The following is a 13,784-nucleotide window of genomic DNA, read 5'->3' as shown; positions in this document are numbered from 1 at the left end:
CATGATTTCCCGAAAGAATGGTCCCATCCACCTGACCGCAAGAAGAGAGGAGACATGAACTCATCCAGGATCGCGCGCCGTGTCCGCCGCATCGCGCTGGCGCTTGGCTTCACGCTGTCCGCCGCGGCGGCCGTCGCCGCGCCGGTGTCGATCAACGTCGTCGACGTCGCGGGCAACCTGCAGCTCACGCAGAAGGCAATCGAGGCGTTCCGCGAGAAGAACCCGAACCTCGTGTCGTCCGTCACGTTCACGAACGCGCCCGCGCCGCAGCTGCCGGGCAAGATCAAGGCGATGCAGGCCGCCGGCCGCGCCGACATCGACCTCGTGCTGACCGGCACCGACGCGCTCGCGGCCGGCATCGAGCAGAGCCTGTGGCTGAAGATCCTGCCGGACTACGCCGGCGCGCTCCCCGGCGTGCTCGACAAATACGCGCCGGGCCCGCGCAAGATGCAGGACCTCGCGCAGGGTTTCGGCCTCGAAGTCACGTACATGCCGGCCGGGCCGCTCCTCGAATACAACCCCGCGAAGGTCGGCGATCCGCCGAAGACACCCGAGCAGCTGCTCGCGTGGTGCAAGGCGCATCCGAACAAGCTGATCTACGCGCGCCCGGCGAACTCCGGCCCGGGCCGCACGTTCCTGATGGGCCTGCCGTACGTGCTCGGCGACAAGAACCCGCAGGATCCGATCAACGGCTGGGACAAGACCTGGGCGTTCCTGAAGGCCCTGAACGACTGCGTTCCGTACTACCCGGGCGGCACGTCGGCGGTGATGAAGGAACTGGGCGAGGGCACCCGCGACATGACGGTGACGGTCACCGGCTGGGACCTGAACCCGCGCGCGCTCGGCATCGTGCCGGCCGAGTTCCGGGTGCAGGCGTTCGACAACATGACGTGGGTGAACGACGCGCACTACATGGTGATCCCGAAGGGCGTGCCGAAGGAAAAGCTCGACGTGCTGTTCAAGCTGATGAGCTTCCTGCTCGAACCGGCGCAGCAGGCGATGACCTACGACGACGGCTACTTCTATCCGGGCCCGGCCGTGAAGGGCGTGACGCTCGAGATGGCGCCCGCGCACAGCCAGGACGTGATCCGAAAGTTCGGCCGCCCCGAATACGCGAAGCTGCTCGCCGAGCGCCCGCACGTGCAGCCGCTCAACGCGCAGGCGATGGTCGCCGCGTTCCAGAAGTGGGACCGCGAGATCGGCGCGCAGAAGTCGAAGTAACGCACGCTCCGCGATCCCGCTTGCCCGGCATGGGGCCGGCGTACGCGCCGAAGCGCGACTCCGGTCCGACACGACAAGGCGGGCGCTTCGGCGCCCGCGCCATCGGAGGCAGTCAGGAACACGTGATGAAGCACACTTTCGAACAGCTGCGCCTCGACGCGGTATCCCGCAGCTTCACCAATGCGGAAGGCGCGCAGGTTGCCGCGCTGCGCGGGCTCGATCTCGACATCCGGCGCGGCGAGTTCATCGCGCTGCTCGGCCCGTCCGGCTGCGGCAAGTCGACCGCGCTCAACTGCATCGCAGGCCTGCAGCCGCTGACGAGCGGCGGCATCTGGCTCGACGACGCGCGCATCGACGTGCTGCCGCCCGAGCGCCGCGGCTTCGGGATGGTATTCCAGAACTACGCGCTGTTCCCGCACATGTCGGTGCTCGACAACGTCGGCTTCGGCCTGAAGATGCGCGGCATGTCGCGGCAGGAAACCGGCCGGCGCGCGAAGGCGGCGCTCGAGCTCGTGCAGCTCGTCGGTCATGAAGGCAAGCTGCCCGGCCAGCTGTCGGGCGGCCAGCAGCAGCGCGTCGCGATCGCGCGCGCGATCGTGATCGAGCCGCCGCTCGTGCTGATGGACGAGCCGCTGTCGAACCTCGACACCAAGCTGCGCATCGAGATGCGCGCGGAGATCCGCCGCATCCACACGCAGCTCGAACGCGCGACGATCTACGTGACGCACGACCAGGACGAGGCGCTGTCGATGGCCGACCGGATCGTCGTGATGAAGGAGGGCGTGGTGCAGCAGGTCGCGTCGCCGAAGGAGGTGTACACGCGGCCGCGCAACCTGCACGTCGCGCGCTTCATGGGCTATCGCAACGTGCTGCCGTTCACGCTCGAAGGGATGGCGGGCGAGCATGTGGCGCTCGCCGCGTCGGGCGTGCGGCTCACCGGCGTGCCGATGGCCGGCTTCGAGCGCAAGGACGTCGCGGTCGCGCTGCGCCCCGACGATTTCGAGCGGGCCGCAGCCGACGACGACAACGCGTTCGACGTCACCGTCGACGCGGTGGAGTACGGCGGCCGCGATTCGCTGCTCCTCGCCACCGCGCCGTTCGGCCGGATCTGGGCGCGCGTGGCCGGCGAGTTCGCCGACGGCGAGCGGCTGCGGCTGCGCGTCGCGCCGTCGCGCACGCTCGTCTACCCAAGGGAAACGCCATGAGCACGCTCGCCGCGCCCGGCGCGCCGCGCGACGCGAAGGGCTGGCTCGTCACGCCCGCGCTCGGGTTCATCGTCGCGCTGTTCATCTATCCGTTCGCATACGGCCTCGCGCTGTCGTTCCAGCCGACCGGCGGCGGCGGCGCGCTCGCGAACTACCTGCAGTTCTTCACCGACGCCGCGATGTGGCCGACCGTGATCGTCACGCTGAAGCTCGCGGTGCCGGCGACGCTGATCAACGTCGGCGTGTCGGTGCCGGTCGCGTTCGCGCTGCGCCGCAGCTCGCCTTACCAGAAGGTCGTGACGACGCTGCTGGTGATCCCCGTCACGCTAGGCACGGTGCTGATCGCCGACGGGATGCTCACGTACTTCGGCCCGAACGGCTGGTTCCCGCAGGCGCTGCAGGGGCTGCACCTGTACACGGACGAGGTGCGCCTCACGCACAACTACTGGGGCGTGCTGCTGTCGCTGATCGTGTCGGGCTTTCCGTTCGCATTCCTGCTGATGCTGTCGTACATCAGCGGCATCGACCCGACGCTCGCGCGCGCGGCGGCGACCCTTGGCGCAAGCCCGTGGCAGCAGTTCCGGCAGATCTACCTGCCGCTGCTGGTGCCGGGGCTGACGATGGCCGCGTGCCTGTCGTTCGTGCAGGCGTTCTCGGTGTTCCCGTCGGCCGTGCTGCTCGGCGCGCCGGCCGGCCCGACGCGCGTGATCTCGATCGCCGCGGCCGAGGCCGCGTTCGAGAGCTACGACTACTCGCTCGCGTCGGCGATCGCGATGGTGATGGGCTTCGTGCAGCTGGTGGTGGTGGCGTCGATGCTCGGCGCGCGCCGTTTCTTCTATACGGGGCCGGCGACGGGAGGCAAGGGCTGATGGCGACCGACGATCATGCCGCGCGGACGTGGCCGGCGCAGCCCGGCGAGCACGACGGACACGACGCGCGGCGCGAGGGCGGCACGCGGCCCGTCAACGCGATGAAACCGCAGAAGGTGCGCGGCACCCTGGGCGCCCGCGCGTGGAAGGCGCTGGTGTGGGGCGTGATGGCGCTGTTCCTGCTGAACGTGATGCTGCTGATCGCGACGGTCGCGGTGAACTCCGTCGCGACGCGCTGGTTCGGCACGCCGCTGCCGCAGGGCTTCACGCTGCACTGGTACGCGAAGGCGTGGGAGGACTTCCAGCTCGCGAGCGTGCTGTGGGTGACGGTCGAGGTGGTGGGCGCGGTGGTGCTGCTGTCGATCGCGTTGGGCGTGCCGGCCGCGTATGCGCTCGCGCGCGTGCAGTTTCCCGGCAAGCGCTTCGCGCTGCTGGTGTTTCTGCTGCCGCTGATGGTGCCGCCCGTCACGTACGGCATCCCGATGGCGACCGTGATGTACAAGGTCGGGCTCGCGGGCACGCTGCCCGGCGTGATCCTCGCGAACCTCGTGCCGGCGCTGCCGTTCGTGATCCTCGTGATGACGCCGTTCATCGAGCAGATCGACCCGAACCTCGAGGCGGCCGCGCGCATCTTCGGCGCGAACACGTGGCGCTATTTCCGCTACGTGCTGCTGCCGCTGCTGGTGCCGGGCATGCTCGCGGCGGGGCTGCTCGTGCTGGTGCGCACGATCGGGATGTTCGAGCTGACGTTCTTCACGGCCGGGCCGAGCACGCAGACGCTCGTCGTCGCGCTCTACTATGCGGTGTTCTCGACCGGCGTGCGTGCGCCGCAGTCGATCGACGCGATGGCGATGATCTACATGGCCATCACGCTCGTATGGGTCGTGATTGCGCTGCAGTTCGTGAGCCCGACGCAGCTCGTGAGCCGCGTGAAGCAGGAGCGGCAGTAGGGGGTGTTGCATTCGACGCCGCTCGTGCATGCGCCGGCCGCCGTGCAATTGGTTACAAATGGATACCGTACACGGGGCGCGAACGTTGCAGACTACGTCGCATGCGGGCCCACGGCCGGCGCCTTCGTGGCGCGCGCCGCGCGCGCCCGGACGCTCACCACCGAACCACGGATATCCATGAAGTTTCCCACGCTGTTGACGCTCGGCCTTTCGACGACATTGCTCGCCGCCTGCAACCTGTTCCATGACGGCCCCGGCGCGCGCGACGTCGACGCGGCCGTGCGCCGCGCGCTCGAGGCCGAGAACCACGGCGGCCTCAACGCGCTGCTCGGCCAGCCGCTGCCGGTGTCGGCCGACGTCGTGTCGGTCAAGCCGGACGGCGATTGCAGGAAGGTCGGCGAGCGCACCTACACGTGCAACGTCGTGTTCACGTGGCGCGCCGCGGACCCCGGCGACGCGCCGTCGCGCGCGGAGCTGACGTTCGTGCAGGGCGCGGACGGCGCATGGCAGACGTCGGGCGTCGACGCGGCGCTCGCGACGGGCGCCGCGAAATCGCTGATCGACCGGATCGGCAAGGCATGGCCGCCGGCCGCACCGGCCAGCGCGGCGTCGGCCGTGCGGTAAGGCGGCGACGGGCTTGCCCCTTCCGTTGAATGTCAAGTTTGAGTGACTACTGATGTCATCACGGGTGTGCACGGGATCGGGCCGCCCGTGCACACCGCCCCGGCATCAGGGAAAACCCTTATTCGAGATATAATGTCGACCTCGAAGAAAGGTCGAATCATGCCTGAACGTTTCCAAGCCATTGAAAGAATTGCCTTTTCGCTGATCTGCATGTCGGCAGTCGTGTGTTCCGCATTCCTCGCCTACGCCCAGCATCCGGAGATCAAGGACGCGCTGCACCAAGGCGAAACGCTGATGCGCGAAAGCGCGAAGTATTCGGTCGTTTGCGCGCCGACATCGGCCGATCCTTGCGTCGAAATGTCCGCGTACTGAGCCGGACAACGGATCGATGCCGGCGTGCAGCCGCACGCCTGGCCCGCCCCCGATTCCCCCGCGAAACACCCCTGACCGCCGACCGGCGGTTTTCACGCACCTCACTCGGCCGTCACGACGTTGCGCGGCGCACCGCCCTGAAACGCGGTCACGTTCTCCACCAGTTGATCCGCGAGCGCCTGCATGGCCTCGTCGCTCGCCCATGCGACATGCGGCGTGAGGATGAACCCCGGATGCGACAGGATCGCCTGGAACGGATGCGCGGCCGGCAGCGGTTCCTCGGTGACGACGTCGAACCCCGCACCCGAAATCTGCCCTGACTGCAACGCGTCGACGAGCGCCGCTTCGTCGACGAGCCCGCCGCGCGCGGTGTTGATCACGAGCGGCCGGCGCGCCATCCGCGCGAACGCGGCCGCATCGATCAGATGCCGGGTCGCGGACGTGAGCGGGCAGTGCAGCGTCAGGATGTCGCTGTCGCGCAGCAGCGCTTCGAGCGGCACGTAGCCGGCCGCCGCATCGCCGCGCTCGCCATGCTCGGCAAACAGCACCCGCATGTCGAGCGCGCGCGCGATGCCGGCCACCGCGCGCCCGAGCACGCCGTCGCCGACGATGCCGAGCGTCGCCCCCGCCAGGTCGCGGATCGGAAAATCGAAAAAGCAGAACTGGCCGCTGTCGAGCCAGCGGCCCGCGCGCACCGCGTCGCGATACGCGACCAGGCTGCGGCGCAGCGCGAAGATCAGCGCGAACGTGTGCTCCGGCACCGTGCGCGCCGCGTAGCCGCGGATGTTGCTCACGACGATGCCGCGCGCCGCGCACGCGTGCAGGTCGACGTTGTCGGTGCCGGTCGCGGCGATCGCGACCAGCCGCAGGCGCTGCGCGCCCGCGAGCGCCGCCGCGTCGAGCCGCACCTTGTTGGTGATCACGATATCCGCGTCGCGAATCCGCTCGGCCACCTCGCTCGCCGCGGTGCGCTCGAACGTGCGCAGCGCATGCGGAAACGCAAACGGCTTCAGGACGGTGCGCGGCGACAGCGTCGCGCGATCGAGAAAGACGATCTTCAGCGGAGGGGAAGCGAGGGACATGGCAGCGCCTGTGGGTGTCGGTGACCTGCGTCCGGCGGACGCGGGAAGGGCACGATTGTGCGCGTCGCGCGGCCGCGCGGCTTGCTCGTTGCGCGACCCTGCTTGCCGATCCGGAAAGCCGCCGCGAACCGTCGGCCCGGCGCGGCGCGCCACGCAGCGCGCGAGCCTTTCCATTCCGGAAAGGCAGCTTGAGCATCGATCGATATTCCGGCCGCGCGATCCCGGTCATGATCGCCGTCATCGACAACACGCTTTCGGAGACGACGATGACGAGACCGCTGGATGGCATCCGCGTGCTGGAACTCGGGCAACTGATCGCCGGGCCGTTCGCGGGCCGGATGCTCGCCGAGTTCGGTGCCGACGTGATCAAGGTGGAACCGCCGGGCACCGGCGACCCGCTGCGCAAGTGGCGGATGCTGCACGACGGCACGTCGGTGTGGTGGGCCGCGCAATCGCGCAACAAGACGTCGCTGACGCTCGACCTGCGCACGCCGGAAGGGCAGGACGTGATCCGCCGGCTCGCAGCCGACGCCGACGTGCTGATCGAGAACTTCCGCCCCGGCACGCTCGAAGGCTGGGGGCTCGGCTGGGACGTGCTGTCGGCGATCAACCCCGGGCTGATCATGCTGCGCGTGTCGGGCTTCGGCCAGAGCGGGCCGTATCGCGACCGGCCGGGCTTCGGCGTGATCGCCGAGGCGATGGGCGGCCTGCGGCACCTGACCGGCGAACCGGGCCGCACGCCGGTGCGCGTCGGCATCTCGCTCGGCGATTCGCTGTCGGCGCTGCACGGCGTGATCGGCGTGCTGCTCGCGCTGCGGCATCGCGACCAGCAGGGCGGCAAAGGGCAGGTGGTCGACGTCGCGCTGTACGAGTCGGTCTTCAACATGATGGAGAGCCTGCTGCCCGAGTATTCGGTGTTCGGCGCGGTGCGCGAGGCGGCCGGCAGCAGCCTGCCGGGTATCGCGCCGACCAATGCGTACCGCTGCCGCGACGGCCGCTACGCGCTGATCGCCGGCAACGGCGACAGCATCTTCCGGCGGCTGATGGAGCTGATCGGGCGGCCCGATCTCGGCAACGATCCCGCGCTCGCGCACAACGACGGCCGCGTCGCGCAGGTCGCGCGCATCGATGCGGCGATCGGCGAATGGAGCGCGCGCCAGGACCTCGACGACGTGCTGGCCGCGCTTAACGACGCGCGGATCCCGTCGGGCCGCATCTACGACGTCGCCGACATCGCGGCCGACCCGCACTACCGCGCGCGCGAGATGATCGTCGACGCCGCGCTGCCGGACGGCACGCCGGTGAGCGTGCCGGGCATCGTGCCGAAGCTCGGCGCGACGCCGGGGCGCATCGCGCACGCCGCGCCCGCGCTCGGCGCGCACACCGACGCAGTGCTCGATTCGCTCGGCATCGATGCGGCGACCCGCGACGGCTGGCGCGCGCGCGGCGTGATCTGAACCCCGGCGGACAACACGACATGACGATGAAAGGCACACGGCTCTATCTCAACGAAGTCGCGACGCGCGACGGTTTCCAGAACGAGGCGCGCTTCGTCGACACCGACGACAAGATCGCGCTCGTCGACGCGCTGAGCGCATGCGGGTACGCGAAGATCGAGGTGACGTCGTTCACGTCGCCGAAGGCGATTCCGGCGCTGCGCGACGCCGAGGCCGTGATGCACGGGATCGCGCGCGCACCGGGCGTCGTCTATACGGTGCTGGTGCCGAACGTGCGCGGCGCCGAACGCGCGCTGTCGTGCCGCGTCGACGAAGTGAATCTCGTGATGTCGGTCAGCGAGAGCCACAACCGCGCCAACCTGCGGATGACGCGCGAGCAGTCGTTCGCGCAGTTGCGCGACGTGATCGACGCGGTGCGCGGCACCGGCGTTGCGATCAACGTGTCGCTGTCGACGGCGATGGGCTGCCCGATGGAAGGCGACGTGCCGGCCGAAGGCGTGCTCGCGTGGATGCAGCGCTTCGCGGATCTCGGCGTGCACGGCTTCACGCTGTGCGACACGACGGGCATGGCGTATCCGTCGCAGGTGCGCGACCTGTGCGAACGCGCGATGGCCCGCTTCGGCGCGCGCGCACTCACGCTGCACTTCCACAACACGCGCGGCATGGCGCTCGCGAACACGCTCGCGGCGCTCGACGCGGGCATCGTGCGCTTCGACGCGTCGCTCGGCGGCCTCGGCGGCTGCCCGTACGCGCCCGGCGCGACCGGCAACGTGTGCACCGAGGAACTGGTGCACATGCTCGCGCTCGACGGCTACGATACGGGCATCGACCTCGTGGCGGCGCTCGACGCGGCCGCGCGGCTGCCGGCGCTCGTCGGCCACGACGTGCCGAGCCAGATCCTGAAGGCCGGCCGCCGTTCGGATCTTCATCCCGCGCCGGCATTCGCCACCGACGGCATGCCGGCGCAACGGGCGTTTTCGTGAGCCTCGACGGCTCTTGCGATCCTCATCAAAAGGAGACACACATGGCGTTGATCGACCACCTCGATCATCTCGTGCTGACCTGCGTCGACCCCGACGCGACGAAGCACTTCTATACGGAAGTGCTGCAGATGCGGCTCGAATCGTTCGGCGCGGGGCGCATCGCGTTCCGCTTCGGCAACCAGAAGATCAACCTGCACGTGCGCGGCGCGGAGTTCGAGCCGAAGGCGCATCTGCCGGCGCCCGGCGCGCTCGATCTGTGCTTCATCGCCTCGGTGCCGCTCGACGACGTGATCGCGCACCTGAACCGGATGGCCTGGCCGATCGTCGAAGGGCCGGTCGAGCGCACCGGCGCGACGCAGAAGATCCGCTCGGTGTACGTGCGCGATCCGGACCTGAACCTGATCGAGATCTCCGAGCTGATCTGACCTGACCCGCGCATCGGGCGGGGCGATCCCGCCGCCGTCCGACCGCCGACGGCGCCTGCGCGGCCGGGCTTTCCGCACTTTCGGCGCGCGGCCGATTGACGGACAATCGGCCACGCCGCGCCGCGCCGCATTGCGCCGATTGCCCGCCCACCCGCCACACAACGTTCGCCATGGTCAACCCGCTTCATTTCGATCTGCAGTCGCTGCGGGTATTCGCGCTGGTCGCCGAGCACGGCAGCCTGACGAAGGCGGCCGAGCATGGCCAGCTCACGCTGTCCGCGGTCAGCAAGCGCATCGCGGAACTCGAGAGCGTGACCGGCAGCGCGCTGTTCGTGCGGCACGCGCGCGGCGTCGAGCTGACGCCCGCCGGCCGCGCGCTGCTCGACCATGCGGCAAAGGTGATCGACCAGGTGAACCGCATGGCGCACGAGATGAGCGACTACGTCGCCGGCGTGCGCGGCCATATCCGCGTGTGGGCGAACACGTCCGCGATCGTCCAGTTCCTGCCGGTCGATCTCGCCGCGTTCCTCACGTCCAACCCCGGCATCAAAGTGAGCCTCGAGGAGCGCCTGAGCCATGAGATCGTCGACGCGCTCGCATCGGGCAAGACCGATCTCGGCGTGTTCGCCGACAACGTGCCCGCGCCCGGCATCGAGCGCCGGCTGTACCGTCGCGACGAACTCGTGCTGCTGGTGCCGCGCGGCCACCGCTTCGCGGATCGCGGGGCGGTGCGTTTCGCCGATACGCTGGACGACGACTACGTCGGGCTCAGCGACGGCAGTTCGCTGCTGGCCCGGATGACCGACGCCGCGTTCTCGGCCGAGCGCTCGCTGAAGCTGCGCATCCAGGTGTCGAATTTCGATGGGGTCAGCCGGATGATCGAGGCGGGGCTCGGCATCGGCATCCTGCCGCGCGACGCGGTGACCACCGAGCGCGCCGGCTCGCGGCTGTGCGTGGTGAAGCTCGACGATGCGTGGGCGATGCGCACGCTGTGGGTCGGCGTGAAGGCCGGCAGCGTGCTGACGACGGATATCGCGAAGCTGTTCGATTTCATGTCGGCGCGCTGAGCGCGGGATACCCGCCGCCTCCAGCAGCCGAAAGCGCGTTTCGCATTGCGGAATTCACATCGACTTCCCGCCGCCTTTCTTTTTCGCCGCTTGAAAACTTGTTTTGCATCGCAAAACGCAAGACCTATCTCATTGAAAAATAAAAGAAAATAACGTCTTATGTCTTATATAAGACATCACCGAAACGCATTCGCGCGGCGTTACTATTTGGTCATGCAGTTCGCTTCGCCAGACGGGGCGGCACGCTGAACCCTTTGCTCAATCGCGCTTTGCTCTCAGGAGATAGACATGGCCCAGTATCAAGACGACATCAAGGCAGTTGCCGGTTTGAAAGAAACCCACGGCAGCGCGTGGAATGCGATCAATCCCGAGTATGCCGCTCGCATGCGTGCCCAGAACAAGTTCAAGACGGGCCTGGACATCGCCAGGTACACCGCCAAGATCATGCGCGCCGACATGGCCGCCTACGATGCCGACCCGTCGAAGTACACGCAGTCGCTCGGCTGCTGGCACGGCTTCATCGGCCAGCAGAAGATGATCTCCATCAAGAAGCACTTCAACAGCACCGAACGCCGCTACCTGTACCTGTCCGGCTGGATGGTGGCCGCGCTGCGCTCCGAGTTCGGCCCGCTGCCGGACCAGTCGATGCACGAAAAGACCTCCGTCAGCGCGCTGATCCGCGAGCTGTACACCTTCCTGCGCCAGGCCGACGCCCGTGAACTGGGCGGCCTGTTCCGCGAGCTGGACGCGGCCGAAGGCCCGGCCAAGGCCGCCATCCAGGCAAAGATCGACAACCACGTCACCCACGTCGTGCCGATCATCGCCGACATCGACGCGGGCTTCGGCAACGCCGAGGCAACCTACCTGCTGGCCAAGCAGTTCATCGAAGCGGGCGCCTGCTGCATCCAGATCGAAAACCAGGTGTCCGACGAGAAGCAGTGCGGCCACCAGGACGGCAAGGTCACCGTGCCGCACGAGGACTTCCTGGCCAAGATCCGCGCGATCCGCTATGCGTTCCTGGAACTGGGCGTGGACGACGGCATCATCGTGGCGCGTACCGACTCGCTGGGCGCCGGCCTGACCAAGCAGATCGCCGTGACCAACGCGCCGGGCGACCTCGGCGACCAGTACAACGCGTTCCTCGATTGCGAGGAACTGTCGGCCGACCAGCTGGGCAACGGTGACGTCATCATCAAGCGCGACGGCAAGCTGCTGCGTCCGAAGCGCCTGCCGAGCAACCTGTTCCAGTTCCGCGCCGGCACGGGTGAAGCGCGCTGCGTGCTGGACTGCATCACGTCGCTGCAGAACGGCGCCGACCTGCTGTGGATCGAAACCGAAAAACCGCATATCGCGCAGATCGGCGGCATGGTCAGCGAAATTCGCAAGGTCATCCCGAACGCGAAGCTGGTGTACAACAACAGCCCGTCGTTCAACTGGACGCTGAATTTCCGTCAGCAGGCGTATGACGCGCTGAAGGCCGCGGGCAAGGACGTGTCGGCATACGACCGCGCGCAGCTGATGAGCGTGGAATACGACGAGACCGAACTGGCGAAGCTCGCCGACGAGAAGATCCGGACCTTCCAGGCCGACGCGTCGCGCGAAGCCGGCATCTTCCACCACCTGATCACGCTGCCGACGTACCACACCGCCGCGCTGTCGACCGACAACCTGGCCAAGGAATACTTCGGCGACCAGGGCATGCTCGGTTACGTGGCGGGCGTGCAGCGCAAGGAAATCCGTCAGGGCATCGCGTGCGTCAAGCACCAGAACATGTCCGGCTCGGACATCGGCGACGACCACAAGGAATACTTCAGCGGCGAAGCGGCCCTGAAGGCGGCGGGCAAGGACAACACGATGAACCAGTTCTCCTGATACGTTCATCCCCGCAGGCACAACGCCAACCCTTCACGGGTTGGCGTTTTTTTTGTCCAGTCACACCGGATTGATCTCGTCCTGGCTGCGTCGTGTGGTCAGCGGCCCGAGCACGCGCAGCGTCACCGCGACGATCCCGAGCGCGACCGAAATCACGCCGAACATCGCGCCCGCGCCGTAATGGCCGAGCACCGGCAGCAGGATGAACGGCAGCGCGCCGCTGACGATGCGCGACAGCGCATAGGTGCTGCCGATCGCGGTCGAGCGCACGCGCGCCGGGAAGATCTCCGCCTGATAGACGTGGTACGCGTTGCTGAACACGTTCGACGCGCAGGTCGTCAACACGCCGAAGCAGACGATCAGCGCGGTGTTGCCCGAATACGCGAAGCACAGGCCGAACGCGGCGATCGACAGGATCGCCCCGATCACCAGCGTGCGGCGCTCGATCCAGTTGAGCAGCGGAATCGACAGCAGCGAGCCGATCGGGTAGCCGAGAAACGACAGCGCGATGAACAGCGTGCTGTCGGTCACGTCGAAGCCGCGGCTCTTGACCACCGCGCCCGCCAGCGTGCCGAAGCCGTAATAGCCGAAGCCCTGGAACAGGTGGAAGATCGCGAGCATCAGGTAGCGCGTGTCGTACGGCTTGCGGCGCAGCAGCGCGATGCGCTCGCGCAGCGCGAGCGGCCGCTGCGGCTGCGCCGGCGCGGCGAACCGTTCGGGCATGCGCACGCCGGCGCTGTCCGCGAAGCGGCGCAGCATCGCGTGGGCCTCGTCGGCGCGCCCCTGCGCGAGCAGCCAGCGCGGGCTCTCGGGCAGCCGGTGCCGGACCAGCAGCACGTACACGGCGCCGAGGCTGCCGATCGCGAGGATGATGCGCCAGCCGGCCACGCCGCCGATATGCAGCGGATTGAGCCAGACCGCGAGGAAGCCGACCAGCGGCACCGCGACGTAGGACGTCGTGTACGCCCAGGCGGCGAGGCGGCCACGCCGCGCCTTCGGCAGGATTTCCGACAGGAAGCTGTCCGCCACCGGATAGATCGCGCCCACGCCGATGCCGGTCAGGAAGCGGCAGATCACGAGCATGTCGGCGTTGACCGAGAACGCGCCGACCAGCGAGAACGCGCTGTACCAGCTCAGCGTCAGCAGGAACGCCTTGCGCCGGCCGATGCGGTCGGCGAGGCTGCCGAGGCACAGCGCGCCGAAGAACATGCCGATGAACGCGGACGCGAGCAGCAGCTTGAAATCGGCGCTCTGGCGGTTCAGCCCGTATTCGGTCTGCAGCGCGGTGCCGATCGTGCTGACGAGGAAGATCTCGTACATGTCGAAGAACAGGCCGACGCCGATCACCCAGACGACGAAGCGGTGCAGCGCGCCCACCGGCAAGTCGTCCATGAAATCGCCGAGCGTGACGCCGCGGGCGGCAGGGCGGGCCGCGTCGGCATCGGCGGCGCGGGCGGGCGCGGGCCGGCCCGTGTCGCCGCCCAGGTCGAGGGATTGGCTGTTCATCGTGTCTCCTGATTATCGGATTGCCGCGGCGCGGGGCCGGGTCGTTCGCGGCCGATGCATCACAGGCCGCGCAGGCCGCGTGATCGGTCGTCCGGGAGATAGTGGGCGAATTCCGCGCTCGCGATAATTGCGGATGTCTCAAGCATCCTTT

Annotated in this window: 13 protein-coding genes; 11 read left to right on the top strand and 2 right to left on the bottom strand. The window is 68.3% G+C overall.

Annotation, left to right across the window (positions count from 1 at the left end; all coding sequences use genetic code 11):
* Positions 1 to 54 precede the first annotated feature (54 nt).
* From HWY45_RS09490 to HWY45_RS09465, 6 genes are all read left to right on the top strand, one after another.
* Positions 55 to 1,221, top strand: coding sequence for an ABC transporter substrate-binding protein (locus tag HWY45_RS09490; protein WP_059806768.1), 1,167 nt, complete (start codon positions 55 to 57; stop codon positions 1,219 to 1,221).
* Between the two features lie 125 nt (positions 1,222 to 1,346).
* On the top strand, positions 1,347 to 2,426 hold the full coding sequence (locus tag HWY45_RS09485) for an ABC transporter ATP-binding protein (protein WP_059885954.1): 1,080 nt from the start codon (positions 1,347 to 1,349) through the stop codon (positions 2,424 to 2,426).
* The gene (locus HWY45_RS09480) at positions 2,423 to 3,295 is read left to right on the top strand and encodes an ABC transporter permease (protein WP_059560768.1); all 873 of its coding nucleotides are present in this window, start codon (positions 2,423 to 2,425) and stop codon (positions 3,293 to 3,295) included. Before HWY45_RS09485 ends, HWY45_RS09480 begins: the two co-directional genes overlap by 4 nt.
* Complete coding sequence (locus HWY45_RS09475; RefSeq protein ID WP_059806760.1) at positions 3,295 to 4,245, top strand: ABC transporter permease; 951 nt, start codon at positions 3,295 to 3,297, stop codon at positions 4,243 to 4,245. Before HWY45_RS09480 ends, HWY45_RS09475 begins: the two co-directional genes overlap by 1 nt.
* A 177-nt stretch (positions 4,246 to 4,422) precedes the next feature.
* Positions 4,423 to 4,869: a hypothetical protein gene (locus HWY45_RS09470; RefSeq protein ID WP_059885952.1), complete on the top strand. Its 447-nt coding sequence runs from the start codon at positions 4,423 to 4,425 to the stop codon at positions 4,867 to 4,869.
* Between the two features lie 159 nt (positions 4,870 to 5,028).
* Positions 5,029 to 5,241, top strand: coding sequence for a hypothetical protein (locus tag HWY45_RS09465; RefSeq protein ID WP_059885950.1), 213 nt, complete (start codon positions 5,029 to 5,031; stop codon positions 5,239 to 5,241).
* A gap of 101 nt (positions 5,242 to 5,342) precedes the next feature.
* On the opposite strand, the gene HWY45_RS09460 is transcribed toward HWY45_RS09465, so the two are convergent.
* Positions 5,343 to 6,323 carry a D-2-hydroxyacid dehydrogenase gene (locus tag HWY45_RS09460; RefSeq protein WP_059885949.1) on the bottom strand — a complete coding sequence of 327 codons (981 nt, stop codon included), beginning with the start codon at positions 6,321 to 6,323 and terminating at the stop codon, positions 5,343 to 5,345.
* A gap of 266 nt (positions 6,324 to 6,589) precedes the next feature.
* On the opposite strand from HWY45_RS09460, the gene HWY45_RS09455 reads away from it, so the two are divergent.
* The 5 genes from HWY45_RS09455 (at position 6,590) to HWY45_RS09435 (ending at position 12,127) form a co-directional block, all read left to right on the top strand.
* Positions 6,590 to 7,780 carry a CaiB/BaiF CoA transferase family protein gene (locus tag HWY45_RS09455; RefSeq protein ID WP_059886209.1) on the top strand — a complete coding sequence of 397 codons (1,191 nt, stop codon included), beginning with the start codon at positions 6,590 to 6,592 and terminating at the stop codon, positions 7,778 to 7,780.
* Between the two features lie 26 nt (positions 7,781 to 7,806).
* On the top strand, positions 7,807 to 8,763 hold the full coding sequence (locus tag HWY45_RS09450; protein WP_170304058.1) for a hydroxymethylglutaryl-CoA lyase: 957 nt from the start codon (positions 7,807 to 7,809) through the stop codon (positions 8,761 to 8,763).
* Between the two features lie 41 nt (positions 8,764 to 8,804).
* Complete coding sequence (locus HWY45_RS09445; RefSeq protein ID WP_059885945.1) at positions 8,805 to 9,188, top strand: VOC family protein; 384 nt, start codon at positions 8,805 to 8,807, stop codon at positions 9,186 to 9,188.
* Between the two features lie 170 nt (positions 9,189 to 9,358).
* On the top strand, positions 9,359 to 10,255 hold the full coding sequence (locus HWY45_RS09440; protein WP_059885943.1) for a LysR family transcriptional regulator: 897 nt from the start codon (positions 9,359 to 9,361) through the stop codon (positions 10,253 to 10,255).
* A 288-nt stretch (positions 10,256 to 10,543) separates the two neighbouring features.
* Positions 10,544 to 12,127, top strand: coding sequence for an isocitrate lyase (locus tag HWY45_RS09435; protein ID WP_059560783.1), 1,584 nt, complete (start codon positions 10,544 to 10,546; stop codon positions 12,125 to 12,127).
* Positions 12,128 to 12,187: 60 nt separating this feature from the next.
* On the opposite strand, the gene HWY45_RS09430 is transcribed toward HWY45_RS09435, so the two are convergent.
* On the bottom strand, positions 12,188 to 13,633 hold the full coding sequence (locus HWY45_RS09430) for an MFS transporter (RefSeq protein WP_059885941.1): 1,446 nt from the start codon (positions 13,631 to 13,633) through the stop codon (positions 12,188 to 12,190).
* Between the last annotated feature and the right edge of the window lie 151 nt (positions 13,634 to 13,784).

The sequence above is a fragment of the Burkholderia stagnalis genome (genome assembly GCF_902830275.1).
Lineage (GTDB): Bacteria > Pseudomonadota > Gammaproteobacteria > Burkholderiales > Burkholderiaceae > Burkholderia > Burkholderia stagnalis.
The sequence above is the reverse complement of the archived record's forward strand: the minus strand, read 5'-3'. Positions and strand labels throughout refer to the sequence as shown.